The organism is Amycolatopsis sp. NPDC024027, assembly GCF_040638975.1.
GTDB lineage: Bacteria > Actinomycetota > Actinomycetes > Mycobacteriales > Pseudonocardiaceae > Amycolatopsis.
In genome coordinates, this window is record NZ_JBEZYY010000031.1 from 13,619 (window position 1) to 30,969 (window position 17,351).

Consider the following 17,351-nt stretch of genomic DNA (forward strand, 5'->3'; position numbering starts at 1 on the left):
AAGCGGACCACGAACAGTGCCAAATCCGCCGCAACCTTCGTGGGCCAATCTAGACTGATCCGGTGGAGATCCACATCGACCTGACCGGGACACGCGGCCACCGCGACGCGATCTACCGGCAGCTCCGCGCGGCGATCCTGGCCGGCCGGATCCGGCCCGGCGAGGCGCTCCCGCCGACGCGTGAGCTCGCGCAGCGGCTGGCGGTCTCCCGGACGACGGTCAGCGCCGCCTACGACCGGCTCACCGCCGAGGGGTTCCTCGCCGCTCGCGTCGGCGCGGGCACGTTCGTCACGGCTTCGCCGGTGTCCGCCGAGCCCGTGCCGGACGGTCCGGGCGTGCGGCCGCTGCCGGAGTGGGACGCCGTCCCGCCGCCGCCCGGGCCGTTCGCCCCGGCGCCGGAGTTCGACTTCCGGCCGGGCGTCCCCGACCTCTCGCTGTTCCCGTTCGACACCTGGCGGCGGCTGATCACGCAGCGGCTGCGCGCCGGCCAGGCCGACCTGATGACCTACGGCGACCCGCAGGGCCACCCCGCGCTGCGCGCCGAAATCGCCCGGCACGCCGGCGTTTCCCGGGACGTCCGTGCCGGTGCGGCGCAGGTCGTCGTCACCGCGGGCGCCCAGCAGACGACCGACCTCGTCGCGCGGGTGCTGCTGCGGACCGGCGACCTGGCGGCCGTCGAGGACCCGGGGTACCCGCCGCCGCGGCTGGTGCTCGGCGCGCGCGGGGTGCGGGTCGCGCCGGTGCCGGTGGACGCGTCCGGGATCGTCGTCGACGCCATCCCGGCGGGGACGCGGCTGGTGTACGTGACGCCGTCGCACCAGTACCCGCTCGGCCTGTCGATGTCGCTGGACCGCCGCCTGGAGCTGCTGGACTGGGCCGAGCGGAACGACGCGGTGCTCGTCGAGGACGACTACGACACCGAGTTCCGCTACACCGGGCGCCCGCTGGAACCGTTGCACAGCCTGGATTCCCGCGGCCGCGTCGTGTACGTCGGCTCGTTCTCGAAGGTGCTCTCGCCGGCACTGCGGCTGGGCTTCCTCATCGCGCCGCCGACGCTGGTGCCCGCCTTGGTCAAGGCCCGCTACCTCACCGACTGGCACGCGCCGAACGTCGAGCAGGCGGCGCTGGCGGCGTTCATGGCCGAAGGGGGCTTCGCCCGGCACGTCCGGCGGATGCGGAAGGTCTACCGCGGCCGGCACGAGCTCCTCTCCGCGGTGCTCGCCCGCGACTTCGCGGACTTCCTGACCCCGTTGCCGTCGACGGCGGGCCTGCACCTCAGCGCGCTCGCGCCGGCGGACTGCGGCGGGCTGGTCCGCGCCGCTCGCCGTCGTGGCGTGCGGCTGTACTCGCTGGGGGACTTCGGCGTGGGGGAGCGGCGGCACGGCCTGGTGTTCGGTTACGGTGCGGTCGCGGCCGAGCGGATCGAGCCCGGACTGGCCCGGCTGCGGGCGCTGGCGGACGAAGGAGTGGCATGACCGACGACGTGATGGTGGCGATCGACGCCGGTCTTCGGCAGCACATCGGCGGCGACCGCGCCGGCGCGTACGCGGCCTTCGCGAAGCTGTGGGATTCGATCGGCGACGACGGCGACCCGCTGCACCGCGTCGCGCTGGCGCACCACATGGCCGACGTCTGCGACGACCCGGCCGAGGAGCTCGAGTGGGACCTGCGGGCCCTGGCCGCGGCCGATTCGCTGACCGACTCGCGGGCCCGCGAGTACCACTCGTCCCTGGCGGTGCGCGGGTTCTACCCGTCCCTGCACCTCAACCTGGGCGAGGACTACCGCAAGCTCGGCGACCTCCCCGCGGCGCGCGAGCAGCTGGCGCTGGCCCGCGAGCGCCTGAACGCCCTCGGCGACGACGACTACGCGGCCGGGATCCGGCTGGCCCTCGACGGCCTGGCCGAACGGCTCGGCTGAATCTCCTCCCTTTACCACGAAGACGCCCCGTTTGCCGGACTTTCGCCGGGCGCCGGAGGGCCCTAACCTGTGGTGATCCAGCTCACCGACGGGAAGGATCGCCATGCGGATTGCGGATCTGCTGCGCACGAAGGGGTCGGCGGTCGCAACGGTCACCCCGGAGACGACGGTGACCACACTGCTGGCCGGACTGGCCGACCACAACGTCGGCGCGATGGTGGTCGTCGCCCCGGACGGCTCGATCGCGGGAATCGTCTCGGAACGCGACGTCGTCCGGCGCCTGAACGAACACGGCCCGGGCCTGCTCGACGGCCCGGTGTCGGAGATCATGACGAAACTGGTGGCGAGCTGCACCCCGGACGACTCGGTGGACCAGCTGTCGGTCCTGATGACGGAACGCCGCATCCGCCACGTCCCGGTCCTGGCCGAGGGCCGGCTGGCCGGGATCGTGTCCATCGGGGACGTCGTGAAGAACCGGATGGAACAGCTGGAGCAGAGCCAGGAACAGCTGCAGGCCTACATCGCGCAGGGCTGAGCTTCCGGTGCGGTACGCACCGCGCGATCCGCTGATCGCCGGTGCGTGCCCGCCTCGGTGTTCCCGTCAAGCCCGGGCCGTCCGCAGTACGGTTGAGACGACTTCGCCGGCTTCGAGGTACGCCTGCCAATCCGGTATCCGCAGGACCTGCCAGCCGAGAGCGCGAAGGTTGCTGTCCCGCAGGGAGAAGGCACGCTGGAGGCCGCCGCCGGGGTCGCCGTCGGGCAGTTCGCTCACCTCCAAGTCGATCAAGGTGCCGGAGCGGCCGGTGATCGCGATGGCGATGGGGTAGCCCTCCACGGTGCGCCCCAGTTCCGCGGGTATGCCGCGGGCCGTGAGGGCCGCGTGCAGACGGCGGACGATGGCGCTCGGCGGGGCTGCCGACGCCGAGGACCTGCCCGACGTCATCTCGGCCAGCGCCCGCAGCGTCCGCGGTCCGTGTTCCCGGATCGCCCGGTCGTTCCCGAACACGACGAGTTCGCGCCGGGCTCGGCTGACCGCCACGTTGATGAGGTTGCGCTGGCTCTCGAGCCAGCCGATCGTGCCCGGCTGAGCTCCTTCGGACACGACCGTGGAGAACAGGATCGTGTCACGCTCGCCGCCCTGGAAAGTGTGTGCCGTACCGACTTCGACCTGATGCGGACCGGCCTTCTCCAGCAGGCGCTCGATGAGGTTCGCCTGGGCTCGGAACGGAGTCACGACACCCACCGAGCCGAGAGCCGCCACATCAGCAGTGGCCAGCCAATCGGCGATGGCCTGTGCTTCGATCTCGTTGATCACGCTCCCGGTGGGACCCGGCCGGGTGCGGCCGGAAACCTCGTGCCAGTGCATTCCCCGGCGGGCGCCCTCGGGGTACTCGACTCTGGTCAGGACTTTCAGCTGGTTCCGGTAGAACTCTTCATTGCAGAACCGGATGATGTCCGGGTGGCACCGGTAGTGCTCGTCGAGCAGGAGCGGTTCCGGCCGGAACCGCGCGGCGAAGGCGCTGAACGCGGAGTCGTCCCCGTAGGTGTGGTGCCGGGCCGCCAAGTCCGGGTGTGTGGTGCCGCTCTGCTGGGCGAGCCAGCGCAGCTGGCCGGGGTCCGCCGTCACCACCGGCGGCAATTGGTGCGGATCTCCGACGATCACCAGGCGCTTCGCCCGGTAGGCCAGCGGGAGCACCTGAGCGAGGCTGCACTGACTGGCCTCGTCGATCACCACCAGATCGATCTGCGCCGCGCTGCAGGCGAAGTTCGGACGAGTGGACAAAGCCGAAGTCGCCCAGCCCTTGGCGTGCCGGAGCGCTCCCTTCATCAGGTCATGACAGCGCAGCTCCTCGGTCAACGCTTCGCTCAGCTGGAGAAGCACGGACGAGCCGCCCGTGATGCCGAGCCGCACCAGCTCACGCACCTGGCTTTCCGAGGCTTCGCGCCAAAGCACGTCGGTGTCCTCGAGCCGCGCCGGCAAGTCTCCCGGGTGATCCTCGAGAAACCGTCGCAGTTCGCCATAGTGGTGGTCGAAGGTGCGTTCGGCGGCGAACCAGGCCACCACCTCCTCGGCTCCGACCGTGGGATCGGTGATGGCGGCGAAACCGCGGAACTTCCGGTCACGGCGACGGCGCAACCACCGCCAGCGCGTCCGGAGTACGCGGTTCGCCAGCTTCTCGATGCCGGGCAGATGCGTCGGGGAGGGAAGCTGGTGCCGCCACGTCCGCGCCCGGAGCTCGTCACGGTGGACGGCCGCCGTCAACACTTGTCCGCCCAGTTCAGCGTGGTGTTGGAGATCGAGCTCGGCCCAGCGCCGGTCGTTGGTCACCTCGGCCAGGTTCTCGAAGCCACTGCCCACCGGGCGACCGGCGGCCTCATCCACCAGTTCGGTGAGCGCGGAGCCGAGTTCCTGACGCTTTTCCGCGTTGCCGGTGCGCAGCACCAGCGCCCGGTCGAGCTGCGCGGCCTTGCCGGTCACGACGTCGTCGACTGGTTTGTTGTTGGTCGAACTCAACAACACGGATTCGCCACGCCGCCAGGCTTCCGCGATGATCGCGGTGACCGTCTGGCTCTTCCCCGTGCCGGGCGGGCCGGTGATCACGGTTAGCGGGCTCGTCGCGGCGACGGACACCGCGTGCTCCTGCGCACGGTTCAACCGGATCGGCCCCGCTTCGAGCGGTAAGGGGGCTTCGGGGGTCCACGTCTCGAAGAGGAAGCGGGCGGCGCTGTCCTGCCAATCGTCGGCGCGGGCCATCCAGTCGAGGTCTTTGACCAGGCCCCGCACCGCGTAGTCGAGTTCGCCCTTGAACGCCATGGCCAGGTTGAACACCCCGGCCTCCTGAGGACGCCACAAGTCGTCCTCGTCGGGCGACCGGTGCAGCCCCCGCGGGTCGATGTCCGCGTCCGGCAGCCCCAACGCGGTGAGGATCCGCCGGGTGACGTCGGTCATCGCCGTGGCGACGCCGAAGCCGATGACCTTGTCGGCGAGGACGGTGGCCACGTCGCCCAGCAGCTCCGGATCGAACCATTCTGGGCCGAGCAGCGCGGTGTTGATGTGGGGGAGTTCGCTGTTCAGCGGAATCGCGGTCGGGCCCCCGGGCGCCGATTCCGGCTCGTCGAGACCGCGGATGAACAGAGAGGCGACGTGGGGCCGCCCGCGTCGATCCCGGACGACGAGGGTCGGCCACCCGTAAAAGACGCCTTCGAGGGGAGCGAGGTCCTCGAACAGCTTCGAAACCGGTGCCGGAGCCGGAAGCTGCGTGGCTCCGCCGCAGAGCACCGTCTCGAAGGACAGCGGGAACGGGGTCCACCGATCACGCCGGTGCAGCGGAACCGGAGCGGTGAGGGATTCGTGCACGACGCAGGACCGGTGGTATCCGATCAGCCTGGACCACGCCGAAGGAGGTGGTTCCCGGCGGGCAGCCGGCACCCGGCCGCGGGGAGCCGGCTCCGATCGTTCCGGCCGCGGTTCGGGCGCGGGGGAAACGGCGGGTGAATCGAGCCCGCAGCCGAGGCAGACGATGTCCCAGGATGGTTCTTGGCGCTGGCCGAGTACCTGCTGCCCCACGGAAAGCTGCTGCCCGCAGAAGCCACAGGTTTTTTTGTACTTGAGCCGAAACTGCGCATAGTCTTCGTAACCCGGTTTGCGACCCACTAATCCCCCTGCCCGACGGCCCCGTGCGGGCACCACCGTAACGGCTGGTGTCCGATCCGTCACGAGTTCAGGAGGATCGGCCGGTGCGGAACGAATTCCGGCGCGAGCAGATCGGGCTACTCCCGCCAACCCGTCAGCTCCACGCCCTTCGCGACATCCACGCGATACGAGAGCTTCACTTCGCCCGTGGCACCCGGCGCCAGCGTCAGCTTCCACGTGAACTCACCCAGCGCCGACGTCTCCACCGGGTCCGGCGACGTCTTCACCTCCTTCACCGTGATCGTGTCGTCCCGCGAAACCGGCGCCTGATCCAGCACCGTCACCACGGCTTCCCGCGGCCCGTGGTTGACGACCGAAATGCGGTACTCCGCTTCCCGCCGCTTCTGCCCCGACAAGGTCGCCTTCGAAGCCGTCCGCCACACCAGTTCCCGCTCCACCCGGATCCGGTCGTCGACGCCCAGTGCCAGCTCCAGTTCCTCTCCGGGCGCCCACGGCTCCAGCACCGTCGTCCCGACGAACTCCGCGTCGTGGAACACCGAAGCGCGTCCCGGCCGGAGGGCGTGCTCCGACGTGTTCTCCACCGTGGCGCGCAAGTACGCCTCCTCCGCCAGCACCGGCGCCGTCACATAACCCAGGTCGGCCGTGAGCGAAAGCTGCGCCAGCGTCGTCCGGTGTCCCTGCGCGCCGGACGGCACCGCCACCGGCCGCGGAGGCCGGTAGGTGACCGCCGTCGTTCCCTGCTCGACCGACGCCAGGTTCGGCGCCAAAGAGATCGACGACGCCGCGAAACCCCTCCGCATCCCTTCCGGGGCCCCGCCGCCCGCTCCGCCGTAGGCCGCCGCGGGCGGGAGCGGGTGCACGCGGTCCAGGTACCACGGCGAAAGTTCCGGCACCACCACCGACACCGCGGGCCGGGCCGTCGACAGCGCCAGCTCGCATTCCGGCCAGTCCTCGCCCGTGTACTGGCTGACGAGCCCGTACGACACCACCGTGACTTCGGTGCCGCGCACCCGGATGTCGTAGCCCGGCTCCCAGCTCGCTCCGGGGACCACATAGGACAGTTCGAGCTCGGCACTCCCGGCCGCGTCCGAGATCTCCAGCTCCACGACCACCGACGTGCTGTCCCGCCCGGTCTGCGCACCCTGCGCTTCGATCCGCCGGTCGAGCGCGGCGAGGTCCTCGCGCAGCCGCTCGATCCGCTCGCTCAGCACCCGGCGTGCCTTCAACGCCGACGCCAGCCGCGAACTCAGCGCGTCGGTCACCTCCGCGACGCGCGAAGGTTCGGCGGTGCCGTTGGCCAGTGCCTTCGCGAAGCTGCCGCCACTGCGCTTCGCGAGCGAAGTCAGCAGATCCACCTTCATCGTTTCGGCCGCTTCGTCGTCCAGGACGCCGTCGAGCGTCGCCTGATCGGCCCGCCGTTGCTCGACCAGTGCCTGCAACGCCGGGTCGGCCGGGTCGGCGTGCCACTCGGTGCGCACGTCGACGCCGGTGACCAGCGCGGGCCCGGTGCCGGTGACGCGCACCGAAGCCGGGTCGAGCGCCGGGGGCAACCCCGCGAACGTCAGGCGCGGCCCGCCGTCGAGCGGAGCCTTGCCCCGGCGGGTGATCCGCGCCTGCTGCGGGTAAACGGTCACGGCGGCGATCGGCGCTTCGACGGTCGGCATGCCTCCGACGTTAGTCTCTTGACACCCCCGCGGGCGGCCGGAAGTGTCTTCAGTCGTCCGCTTCGCCCGGCTTGGGGGTCCTGAGTGAAAGCCGCAGTCCTGCTCGCCGCCGTGCTCGCCCTTCCGCTGACTTCGGTCGCCGCGGAAGCCGCGGCCCCGCCGTCGCCGGTGTTCACCGGCGGCCAGGCGCAACCGGTGTTCGACCCGGCCGACGTCGTCCGCGAAGACGTCTGGGTCACCGCGCCCGTCGACAGCGACCACGACGGCACCGACGACCTCGTGCACGCCCAGGTCGTGCGCCCGCGCGCGACCCAGCAGGGCCTGAAGGTGCCCGTCGTCTACCAGGCCAGCCCGTACTACGCCGGCGGCAACGACGTCGCCAACCACGACGTCGACGTCGAGCTGTCCGCGCCCGGGTACGCCCGCGGTCCGGAAGGCCCGCGGGTCGCCGCGCACGGCGTCGGGCCGGCCGCCCCGATCACCTGGCGCTACCAGGACTACTTCACCGCGCGCGGGTTCGCCGTCGTCTACGGCGAATCACTCGGCACCGGCCTCTCGACCGGCTGCCCGACGACGGGTGACGTCAACGAGACGATCGGCGCCCGCTCGGTCGTCGACTGGCTCAACGGCCGCACGAGCGCACGCGACTCGGCCGGCGCCGCGGCGAAGGCGGACTGGAGCACCGGCAAGACCGGCATGATGGGCGTGTCCTACAACGGAACCCTGCCCAACGCCGTCGCCAGCACCGGTGTCGCCGGCCTGGAGACGATCGTGCCGATCGCGGCGATCTCCAGCTGGTACGAGTACTACCGCCACGACGGCGCGGTCGTCGCGGCCGGTGGGTTCCAGGGCGAGGACGCCGACGTGCTCGCCGAGTACGTGTACACCCGCGCCGACCGGCAGGTCTGCCGCCCGGTGATCGACGGGCTGACCCGCGACCAGGACCGGGTCACCGGCGACTACACGCCGTTCTGGGACGTCCGCAACTACCGCAACGACGTCGGCAAGGTGCGCGCGTCGGTGCTCGCGGTGCACGGCCTCAACGACTGGAACGTCAAGTCCGAGCAGGTCGCGACCTGGTACGAGGCGCTGAAGGCCCGCGGCGTCGAGCACAAGATCTGGCTGCACCAGTCCGGGCACGCGGACCCGTACTCGCTGCGCCGCGACGTCTGGCTCGCGACGCTGAACAAGTGGATGTCGCACTACCTCTACGGCATCGACAACGGCATCCAGAACGAGCCGAAGGCGACGATCCAGCGCGAGGACCTGTCGTGGACCGACGAGGCCGACTGGCCGGCGCCGGGCACCGCCGACGTCCGCGTGTACCCGTGGCCGGGCGGCCGGTCGAAGGGCGCGATCGACACGCGCAACCCGGTACCGGGCACGGCGGCCGCCGAAACCCTCGCCGACGACTCGTCGAAGACGATCGAGCAGCTGGCCGGTCTGGCGTCGTCCGGCAACCGCCTGCTGTACGCGACTCCGGCGGCGAAGCAGTCCGTACGCCTCTCCGGCACCGCTCGCGCCGACCTGGCGCTGGCGTTCGACCGGCCCGCCGCGAACGTCTCGGCGATCCTGCTCGACCGCGCGCCCGACGGCACGTCCCACGTGATCAGCCGCGGCTGGACCGACCCGCAGAACCGCACGTCGCCCGCCCGCACCGAGCCGGTCACGCCCGGGCAGACCTACCGGATCGGCGTCGACCTGATGCCGAAGGACTACGTCCTCGCGGCGGGCCACCGGCTGGAGTTCCTGCTCGCCTCCAGCGACCACGACTACACGCTGCGGCCCAAGCCGGGCGCCGGACTGGCGCTCGACCTCACGAAGTCGTCGGTCACGCTCCCGGTCACGGGCGGCAAGCCGGCGCTGCGGGCCGCGTTCGGCTGATGCTGCCGGAGCACCTCCGAGCCGATGTCCGCACGCTGTGGGACTACCACGACCTGCGGCACGAGCCGCGGCGGTCGGACGTCGGGATCGGGCTCGGCAGCCGCGACCCCGGCGTGGCCGTCCACGCCGCGGAGCTGTTCCACGCCGGGTGCTTCCCGCTGATCGTCTTCACCGGCGCCAACGCCCCGACGACGCTGGAGCGTTTCCCGCGCGGCGAGGCGGTCCACTACCGCGAGATCGCCCTGGACCTCGGGGTGCCGGACGAGGCGATCCTGGTCGAACCCGAGGCCCGGCACACGGGGGAGAACATCGTGTTCACCCGGCGGCTGCTCGCCGAGCGGGGGATCGCGGTCCGGACCGTGACGCTCGTTTCGCGGCCCTACCAGCAGCGCCGGGCGTACGCGACGGCCAAGCGACTGTGGCCGGAAGCCGACCTCGTCTGCGCCGCGAAGGGCGGCTCGCTGGAGGACTACGTCGCCGGCAGCGAGGAGGCCGACCGGGTGATCGGCATGCTCGTCGGCGAGACCCAGCGGATCACCGAATACGCCGAGCGGGGCTTCGCGATCCCGCAGCGCGTCCCGCCCGGCGTCGAGCGGGCGTTCGGCAGGCTGGTCGACGCCGGGTTCACGCAGCGGCTGGTCACTGTCCGCGTCGACGATCACTGAATGTAACGGTCGTCGCAGGTCAGGCGACTTACCGGCGTTCCGTCCGCTGCGAGAGGACCCGCCATGACCTCGACCGCCGAACCCGCCTTGGAGAGCCTGCGCACCCAGCTGTCCGGAGCCGTGCTGACCGACGGCGACCCCGGCTACGACGTCGCGCGGTCGGTCTGGAACGGGGAGATCGACCGCCGCCCCGCGGTGGTGGTGCGGCCCGCCGGGCCCGCGGACGTGGCGACAGCGCTCGCGTACGCGCGTGAAGCCGGTCTCGACGTCTCGGTGCGCGGCGGTGGGCACAACTACGGCGGCGCCGCGGTCGTCGACGGCGGTCTCTGCCTCGACCTGAGCTCCCTCGGCGCGATCGACGTCGACCCGGACGGCCTCACCGTCCGCTGCGGCGGCGGGACGACCTGGGCGCAGCTCGACGCGGCCACGCAGGAGCACGCGCTCGCGGTCCCCGGCGGCACCATCAGCCACACCGGCGTCGGCGGGCTGACCCTCGGCGGCGGCTTCGGCTGGCTCACCGGCAAGTACGGGATGTCGTGCGACAACCTGGTCTCGGTCGAGCTCGTCACCGCCGACGGCGAGATCCTGCGCGTGTCCGCCGGACAGCACTCCGACCTGTTCTGGGCGCTGCGCGGGGGCGGCGGCAACTTCGGCGTCGTCACCGAGTTCGAATTCCGGCTGCACCCGGTCGGCCCGATCGTCCACCTGGGACTGTTCTTCTACGGTCTCGACGACGGCGTGGCCGCGTTGCGCCACGCCCGTGAGCTGCTCCGGACGCTGCCCGGCGAACTGGGGGTGCTCGTCGCCGGGCTCAACGCGCCGCCCGCGCCCTTCGTCCCGGAGCCGTTCCGGTTCCGGCCGGGGTACGCCGTGCTGATCGCCGGTTTCGACGGGGAGGAACAGCACGCCGCAGCGGTCCGGGCGGCGCGGTCCGGGCCGGCGCCGCTGTTCGAGTTCGTCTCGCCGATCCCCTACGTAGAGCTGCAGCGGATGCTCGACGGCGCCGCGCCGTGGGGCATCCTCGCCTACGAGAAGGCCGCCTACGCCGACGGCTTCACCGACGAAGTCATCGAGGTGATCGCGGACTTCCTGCCGCGCAAGACGTCCCCGTTGTCGATCATGCCGATCTTCTCGATGCGGGGCGCTTTCACGGAGGTGGCCGACGACGCGACGGCGTTCGGCGGCCCGCGGCGCGAGAGCATCCTGATCAACATCGACTCCCTCGCGACCGAGCCGGAGCCGTACGCGGTGGACCGCGCGTGGGTGCGCGAGTTCTGGGAAGCGCTGGTGCCGGTCTCGTCCAACTCGGCGGGCTACGTGAACTTCATGGCCGAGTACGAAGCCGACCGCGTCCGGACGTCGTACGGGCCCGAAAAGTACGAGCGGCTGGCCCGGATCAAGGCGGCGTACGACCCGCACAACGTGTTCCACCACAACGCGAACATCCTGCCCGCGCCGTGAGGGATCAGCCGGCGATGCCCGCCCGGTAGGCGAACGCGACCGCCTGCGCGCGGTCGCGCAGCCCGGCCTTGGCGAACAGGTGGTTCACGTGGGTCTTCACGGTCGCCTCGCTGACCACCAGGGTGCGGGCGATTTCGGTGTTCGACAGGCCCGCCGCGATCAGCCGCAGCACCTCGATCTCGCGCGCGGTCAGGCCTTCGACCTCCTTGACGCGCTGCGGGGCGCTGCGGGCGGCGGCTTCGACGAGCCGCCGCTGCAGCTCGCCGTCCACTGTGGACTGACCGGCGGCCGCCGAGCGCAGCGCCCGCGCGATGGACTCGGCGTCGGCGTCCTTGGTGAGGAACCCGCGAGCTCCGGCGCGCAACGCGGCCAGCAGCGACTCGTCGTCGGCGTAGGTGGTCAGCACGACGACCTCGGTACCGGGGTGTTCGGCGCGGATCCGCTGGGTGGTCTCCACGCCGTCGCAGCGCGGCATCCGCAGGTCCACCAGCACGACGTCGGGGTGGTGCTCGGCGACGAGCGCGAGCGCGGCCAGGCCGTCGGCGGCGGCGCCGACCACCTCGACCCCGGGCAGCAGCCCGAGCAGCGTGACCAGGCCTTCCCGGACCACCGCCTGGTCGTCGGCCAGCACGACGCGCAGCGTCACGCCGGCACCGTCAGGTGAATCCGCCATCCGTCCTCCCCCGGTCCGCTCTCCAGCCGCCCGTCGAGCAGCGCGACCCGTTCGCCCATCCCGCGCAAACCGTAGCCTGCGGCCGGCGCGGCCGGCGGCCGCCTGCCCTGCCGGTCGGCCACGGTCAGCTCCACCGACCCGGCGGCGTAGTGCAGCGTGACGTCCACTTCGGCCTGTGCCGCGTGCTTGCGGGTGTTGGCCAGCGCCTCCTGCACCGCGCGGACCAGCGCGGTGCCGACGGACGGGTCCAGTTCGCGCGGTCCACCTTTGATCTCGAGGTCCGCGCGGGCACCGCTGTCGAGCCGGTACGCGGCGAGGAGGTCCGCGATCGCGCGTTCGACACCCACGGCGTCTTCGCGCAGCGCGGCCACGGCCTTCCGGGCTTCGGCGAGGCCTTCCGACGCCAGCGTCTGCGCCCGTTCGATCTGGGCGACGGCGTCCGGGCTCGCCCCGTCGCGCACCAGCATCAGCCGCGCGCCCTGCAGGTTCAGCGCCAGCCCGGCCAGCGAATGCGCCAGGACGTCGTGCAGCTCGCGGGCGATGCGGGTGCGTTCGGCGAGCGCGGCCGCGCGGGCGTGCTCCTCGTTGGCGGTCTGCGCGCGGGCCAGCGCCAGTTCGGTCTGCTCGATGCGGGCGAGGCGGGTCCGCCGGTTGAGCCCCATCAGCACGATCACGGCGAGGACCGCGTACGTCGACAGAGCGCCTTTCCACACGTCGTAGCGGGCCGCCCCGGCCGTGATCGCCGCGATGTCGAGCGCGACCGCCAGCACGATCGGCACCGTCGAATGCCTCAGCACCACGAAGAACGTGGTGCTGAACATCGCCACCGACGCCCAGCTGCTCGGCAGGAGCACCCAGAGTGCGCCCGTACTCGCGATCACGGCGAGGGGCAGCGCCGTCATCAGCGGTCGGACGCGGGCGTCGTGGATCCACAGCAACGGGATCGACAGCGCGAGGGTCAACCCGATCAGCAGCCAGGCTCGCAGGTCCGCCCGGGGCATGGCGGCGACCATCGGCACCGCGACGAGCGCCCAGCGCAACCAGCCTTGGACTCGGGGGAACGTGGCTGGTCGGGTCGTCATTTCGGCAGTCCTCCGCGGGTGCTTGTACGGAAAATGTACCGACTGGGACTTCCCTTCGTGGGGTCAAGTTGTCCCGTTTGTCAGGAGGTTCCCCCATGTCCAGGTTGCGACGGCTCGCCCTGCTCGCCGCCGCCGCGGCGCTGCCCGCGCTCGGCCTCACCCTCGCCGGCCAGGCGACCGCCTCGGCCGCGCCGAACTTCCAGGTGCCGTTCAAGTGCGGCGTCACGGTGAAGGCGGCGACGTTCAGCGACCACAACCCGCAGTACTCCGTCGACTTCCAGAAGGACGGCATCACCGGCATGCCGGTGCTCGCGGCGGCGTCCGGCACCGTCACCCGGGTGGAGGACAAGGGTGCCACCAGTTACGGCAAGTGGATCGAGGTCGACCACGGCGGCGGCTGGAAGACCCGGTACGCGCACCTGTCGGTGCAGGAAGTCTCCGTCGGCGCGTCCGTGGCCGGTGGCAAGGAGATCGGCAAGGCCGGCGCGACCGGTGGCGTTTCCGGGCCGCACCTGCACTTCGAAGAGATCCTCGACGGCGCGGTGCAGAAGGCGAAGCTGAACGGTGTTGCGGTGCCCTACTACGCGCACACCGACTTCACGAGCAAGAACGGCTGCGGCGGCAACCCCTACTCCGCCGAAGAGGTGTGCGGCGACGGCTTCTCGGTCGTGGACCAGCAGGCGCTGGCCAACTCTTCGGGCACGGCTTACCTGCTGTACAACGCTTCCACCAAGGCGAACTGCGTGACCACGCTGAAGGCCACATCGCTCGGCACGGCCAGCGCGGTCGCGGCGTTCCTCGAGGTCCAGGGCGGAACCCGGACGACCGATTCCGGCAGCTTCACCTACTACGCCGGGCCGGTCAAGAAGACCGCCGACTCGACCTGCGTGAAGTGGGGCGGCTCGGTGGGCAGCAACACCTATGAGAGCGGGTTCGAGCACTGCGGCTGAACCTGTCCGGCCGGTGGGGCCGGGCAGCATAGCCCGCCCCACCGACAGGAACGCCCCGCCCGGCCCCGCCGGGCGGCTTCCGTCCACATCGGCCCCCGCCATCCACAGATTTCCCGCCACCGCCCCATCCGGCCCCGGCCTGCCCCACAGTGGAGGCATGACCACAACCACCCCGGCCGACCTCCGGAACCCCGCACAGCTGCTGACCGCGCTCCCGTACCTGATGGGGTTCAGGCCCGCGAAGTCCATCGTCCTGCTCGGCCACCTCTACCCGGGCGACAGCCCCGGCCTGATCCTGCGCGGCGACCTGCCTCGCCGCGAACACCGCGTCCGCCAGGCGCGAGCGCTGGCGGAGCGGTTCGCCGCGGGCTGCCACCTCGGCTTGACCCTGGTGATCGTCGGCGGCCGGCGAAGACCGGGAAAGCCGCCACCGCACAAGGGTTTCATCGACGAGCTGGTGCGGGCACTGGAGGACATCGGCCTTCCGGTGCTGCACGCCTTGTGGACGTCCGCGATCAGGACGGGCGCACCCTGGGCGTGTTACCGCAGCGAGGAATGCGCCGGCGCGTTGCCGGACCCCCGCTCGACGGTCGTGGCGGCGGCCGCGACCGAGTGCGGGACGGTGGCGTTCGACAGCCGCGAGGAACTCGAGGCACTGCTGGCCCCTCGGTCACCGGAGGCACTGGCCCGCCGCGCGGATCAGCTGTCCCGCTTGCCATCCCCGCCCTGGCCCGACGCAACCCGCGTCAACGACGCGGCATCGGTGGTCCGCGCGGCATTCGACCGCCGGCGCCGCGGCGACGGGCCACCGACGGACGAGGAAGCCGTGCTGCTGGCGAACGCGTTGAAGCTGCCGGAAATCCGAGACCTGTGCCTGGCGATGGCGGTACCCCCGGCCACCACGGGAGCGCGCGAAGCCGAGCACCTCTGGCTGACGCTGGTCCGGGAGATCCCACCCCCGCAGAGAGCGGAACCGGCGGCCCTGCTGGGCTTCACGGCGTACCTGCGCGGCGACGGGGCATTCGCGGGCATGGCCCTGGACAACGCCCTGGAGGCGGCCCCGGACCATGCGCTGGCCTCGTTGCTGAGAAGGGTCCTGGACACGGGAACGCCACCGGAGGTCATCCGCGGCCTGGCAGCGGCGGCAGCAGGCCCCCTCGCAGGCTTCGGCCTGGAACCCGCGGACTTCGACGTAGGCCAAGCGGCATGAGCCGCCAAGCCCGTCGGCTGGCGCACCAGCACGAGGCGGCGCAGGGCGCGGGCCGTCGGCGGTCAGCGCAGGGTCGGCCTCGCAGCGACTGGGTGGATTCCAGGCGCCCCACACGGTTCCGGTCAGTTCGGTCCGTTTCGGCCGGGGTGCCGGGGTGCCGGGGTGCGGGATCGTGGGCCGGTTGCCCGAGACCGCCGGTCTCGATGCCGGGCCCACTATGCCTACATGTCCCAGCCCCCACCGGGAGCCAGCCATCCGGCGGCGCGGCAGGCGCAGGCCTGGCTTGTTGACTGCCGTCGGCCCGGACGGGTCGGCTCGCCGTGGCTGGGTGGATTCCGGGGTGTCGCGGGCAATTCGGGCCAGGCCGATCTGCTCCGGCTCGTGCCCAGTCCCTCGCGGCGGGATGGATTCCCGGGCGTCCTGGATCGGTTCCCTCCGACTTAGGCCAGGGCTAAAGGCTCTCGAAGCGCCGATCAAGGGCCGGTCAAACCAGCCCGCCGCACTCGAGACCACTGCTCGCCACACCCACCGGCCCAACCCCACCACCGAGACCCGACCATCCGGCGGCGCGGCAGGCCCAGGCACAGAGCCCGGCCTGCCGGGCGCGCTGTCGGACTGGGCCGGGGGTCGGTCTCGCCGTGACTCGGTTTGTTCCGAGGCGCCACGGGCGATTCCGGCTAGGCCGGCCCGCTTCGGCCTCCAGCCCGGCTACTCGCCGCCCTGTGGTTGGCCGCCGCGAGCACCGGCAGGCCGCCGAGTCCGTCAGGCGCGAGATCGGTGTCCGTTTGCCCCAGCGCCCCACCGGGAGCCAGCCATCCGGCGGCGCGGCAGGCGCAGGCCCAGCTTGTCGACTGCCGTCGATCCGGACGGGTCGGCCTCGCCGTGGCTGGGTGGATTCCCGGGTGTCGCGAGCGAATCGGGCCAGGCCGATCGCTCCGGCTCGTGCCCAGGGGTGCATTCTTGGGCATTTTGGGCCGGTCCCTCTGGCTTCGGCCTGGGTCCGAGGACCTCGCCGCGTGGGCCGGTCAAACCAGCCCGCCGCACGCGAGACCACTGCTCGCCACGCCCACCGCCACCGAGACCCGAACCTCCGCCGGCGCGGCAGGCCCAGGCACAGAGCCCGGCCCGCCGCCCGTCGATCAGCGCAGAAATCAGCCTCGCCGTGCCTGGGTGAATGCCCAGGCGTCCCGCACGATCCCGGCCAGGTCGGTCCGCTCCGGCTTCCAGCCCAGCTCCTCGCGGGCCCGGTCGCTGGCCGCCACGAGCACCGACGGGTCGCCCGCGCGGCGCGGGGCCACCGCCGCCGGCACCGGGTGGCCGGTGACCTCGCGGCAGGCCTCGATCACCTCGAGAACGGAGAAGCCAGTGCCGTTGCCCAGGTTGTAGATGCGGTGCTCGCCCGCGGTGGCGTGCTTCAGCGCCAGCAGGTGCGCGTCCGCGAGGTCCACGACGTGGATGTAGTCGCGCACCGCCGTGTGGTCCGGCGTCGGGTAGTCGTCGCCGAAGATCTGGATGCGCTCGCGGTCGCCCGTGGCGACCTGGAGGACGAGGGGGATGAGATGGGTTTCCGTGGTGTGGCGCTCGCCGAAGGCGCCGTACGCGCCCGCGACGTTGAAGTAGCGCAGGCTCACCGCCGCCAGGCCGTGCGCGCCGGCGAAGCTGGTGATCGCCGCGTCGATGGCGAGCTTCGTGGCGCCGTAGGTGTTGGTCGGCCGGGTCGGCGCCGTTTCCGGGATCGGCGACTGTTCCGGCTCGCCGTAGGTCGCCGCCGTCGAGGAGAACACCAGCCGGGGCGTGCCGTGCTCCTGCATGGCCTCGAGCAGCCGCAGCGACGTGACGACGTTGCCTTCCCAGTACTTCGCCGGCTCCGTCATCGACTCGCCGACCAGCGACTTGGCCGCGAAGTGCAGCACGCCGTCGAAGCCTTCGCGCAGCAGGCTGCCCGCTACCTCGGCGGCGTCGCCTTCGATGAACCGCGCGTCCGGGTGGACGGCGTCGGCGTGCCCGGTCGACAGGTCGTCGACGACGGTGACCTGGTGCCCGGCTTCGACCAGCCGGGCGGCGCAGACACTTCCGACGTACCCGGCTCCGCCCGTCACGACCAGCTTCAGGGCGTTGCTCTGCTCCGACACGTTCAGGCCTTCCTGCCGAGGGTGACTGTGTTCCACAGTCTTCCCTCTAGCCGACGC

Annotated in this window: 13 protein-coding genes; 8 read left to right on the forward strand and 5 right to left on the reverse strand. The window is 71.8% G+C overall.

All coding sequences use genetic code 11. The features are described 5' to 3' along the window. Positions 1-62: 62 nt before the first annotated feature. The 3 genes from AB0F52_RS45470 (at position 63) to AB0F52_RS45480 (ending at position 2,453) form a co-directional block, all read left to right on the forward strand. Entirely contained in the window at positions 63-1,475 is a 1,413-nt protein-coding gene (locus AB0F52_RS45470) for a PLP-dependent aminotransferase family protein (protein ID WP_360184795.1), read from the forward strand. Further along, complete coding sequence (locus AB0F52_RS45475) at positions 1,472-1,918, forward strand: hypothetical protein (protein ID WP_360184798.1); 447 nt, start codon at positions 1,472-1,474, stop codon at positions 1,916-1,918. The genes AB0F52_RS45470 and AB0F52_RS45475 overlap by 4 nt, the downstream gene beginning before the upstream one ends. 103 nt (positions 1,919-2,021) lie before the next feature. Next, complete coding sequence (locus tag AB0F52_RS45480; RefSeq protein ID WP_360184800.1) at positions 2,022-2,453, forward strand: CBS domain-containing protein; 432 nt, start codon at positions 2,022-2,024, stop codon at positions 2,451-2,453. 66 nt (positions 2,454-2,519) lie between these two features. Here AB0F52_RS45480 and AB0F52_RS45485 read toward each other — a convergent pair whose 3' ends face one another. After that, complete coding sequence (locus tag AB0F52_RS45485; protein ID WP_360184803.1) at positions 2,520-5,276, reverse strand: AAA domain-containing protein; 2,757 nt, start codon at positions 5,274-5,276, stop codon at positions 2,520-2,522. Positions 5,277-5,689: 413 nt separating this feature from the next. Continuing rightward, the gene (locus AB0F52_RS45490; protein WP_360184806.1) at positions 5,690-7,237 is read right to left on the reverse strand and encodes a DUF4139 domain-containing protein; all 1,548 of its coding nucleotides are present in this window, start codon (positions 7,235-7,237) and stop codon (positions 5,690-5,692) included. Between the two features lie 84 nt (positions 7,238-7,321). Here AB0F52_RS45490 and AB0F52_RS45495 point away from each other — a divergent pair, with 84 nt between their 5' ends. From AB0F52_RS45495 to AB0F52_RS45505, 3 genes are all read left to right on the forward strand, one after another. Further along, positions 7,322-9,121 (forward strand): Xaa-Pro dipeptidyl-peptidase, encoded by a 1,800-nt coding sequence (locus AB0F52_RS45495; protein ID WP_360184808.1) that lies wholly within the window; start codon positions 7,322-7,324, stop codon positions 9,119-9,121. Continuing rightward, positions 9,121-9,786: a YdcF family protein gene (locus tag AB0F52_RS45500; protein ID WP_360184810.1), complete on the forward strand. Its 666-nt coding sequence runs from the start codon at positions 9,121-9,123 to the stop codon at positions 9,784-9,786. The genes AB0F52_RS45495 and AB0F52_RS45500 overlap by 1 nt, the downstream gene beginning before the upstream one ends. Positions 9,787-9,849: 63 nt before the next feature. Continuing rightward, entirely contained in the window at positions 9,850-11,247 is a 1,398-nt protein-coding gene (locus AB0F52_RS45505) for an FAD-binding oxidoreductase (protein WP_360184812.1), read from the forward strand. A gap of 4 nt (positions 11,248-11,251) precedes the next feature. Here the strand turns inward: AB0F52_RS45505 and AB0F52_RS45510 are convergent, their stop codons facing one another. Together AB0F52_RS45510 and AB0F52_RS45515 are read right to left on the reverse strand one after the other, a co-directional pair. Next, complete coding sequence (locus AB0F52_RS45510; RefSeq protein ID WP_360184977.1) at positions 11,252-11,893, reverse strand: response regulator transcription factor; 642 nt, start codon at positions 11,891-11,893, stop codon at positions 11,252-11,254. Beyond that, positions 11,890-13,002 (reverse strand): sensor histidine kinase, encoded by a 1,113-nt coding sequence (locus tag AB0F52_RS45515; RefSeq protein ID WP_360184815.1) that lies wholly within the window; start codon positions 13,000-13,002, stop codon positions 11,890-11,892. Before AB0F52_RS45515 ends, AB0F52_RS45510 begins: the two co-directional genes overlap by 4 nt. A 95-nt stretch (positions 13,003-13,097) precedes the next feature. Between AB0F52_RS45515 and AB0F52_RS45520 the strand changes: the two genes are divergently transcribed. Next, on the forward strand, positions 13,098-13,952 hold the full coding sequence (locus AB0F52_RS45520) for a M23 family metallopeptidase (protein WP_360184818.1): 855 nt from the start codon (positions 13,098-13,100) through the stop codon (positions 13,950-13,952). Positions 13,953-14,109: 157 nt separating this feature from the next. Further along, positions 14,110-15,162, forward strand: coding sequence for a DUF4192 domain-containing protein (locus AB0F52_RS45525; protein ID WP_360184821.1), 1,053 nt, complete (start codon positions 14,110-14,112; stop codon positions 15,160-15,162). 1,151 nt (positions 15,163-16,313) lie between these two features. Here the strand turns inward: AB0F52_RS45525 and galE are convergent. Further along, positions 16,314-17,294, reverse strand: coding sequence for a UDP-glucose 4-epimerase GalE (gene galE / locus AB0F52_RS45530; protein WP_360184824.1), 981 nt, complete (start codon positions 17,292-17,294; stop codon positions 16,314-16,316). Between the last annotated feature and the right edge of the window lie 57 nt (positions 17,295-17,351).

Bases quoted from the DNA above. Each gene is read 5' to 3' on its own strand.
- AB0F52_RS45480 (WP_360184800.1), top strand. From the start codon at position 2,022: ATGCGGATTGCGGATCTGCTGCGCACGAAGGGGTCGGCGGTCGCAACG.
- AB0F52_RS45525 (WP_360184821.1), top strand. From the start codon at position 14,110: ATGACCACAACCACCCCGGCCGACCTCCGGAACCCCGCACAGCTGCTG.
- AB0F52_RS45505 (WP_360184812.1), top strand. From the start codon at position 9,850: ATGACCTCGACCGCCGAACCCGCCTTGGAGAGCCTGCGCACCCAGCTG.
- AB0F52_RS45520 (WP_360184818.1), top strand. From the start codon at position 13,098: ATGTCCAGGTTGCGACGGCTCGCCCTGCTCGCCGCCGCCGCGGCGCTG.
- AB0F52_RS45500 (WP_360184810.1), top strand. From the start codon at position 9,121: ATGCTGCCGGAGCACCTCCGAGCCGATGTCCGCACGCTGTGGGACTAC.
- AB0F52_RS45475 (WP_360184798.1), top strand. From the start codon at position 1,472: ATGACCGACGACGTGATGGTGGCGATCGACGCCGGTCTTCGGCAGCAC.
- AB0F52_RS45490 (WP_360184806.1), bottom strand. From the start codon at position 7,237: ATGCCGACCGTCGAAGCGCCGATCGCCGCCGTGACCGTTTACCCGCAG.
- AB0F52_RS45515 (WP_360184815.1), bottom strand. From the start codon at position 13,002: ATGACGACCCGACCAGCCACGTTCCCCCGAGTCCAAGGCTGGTTGCGC.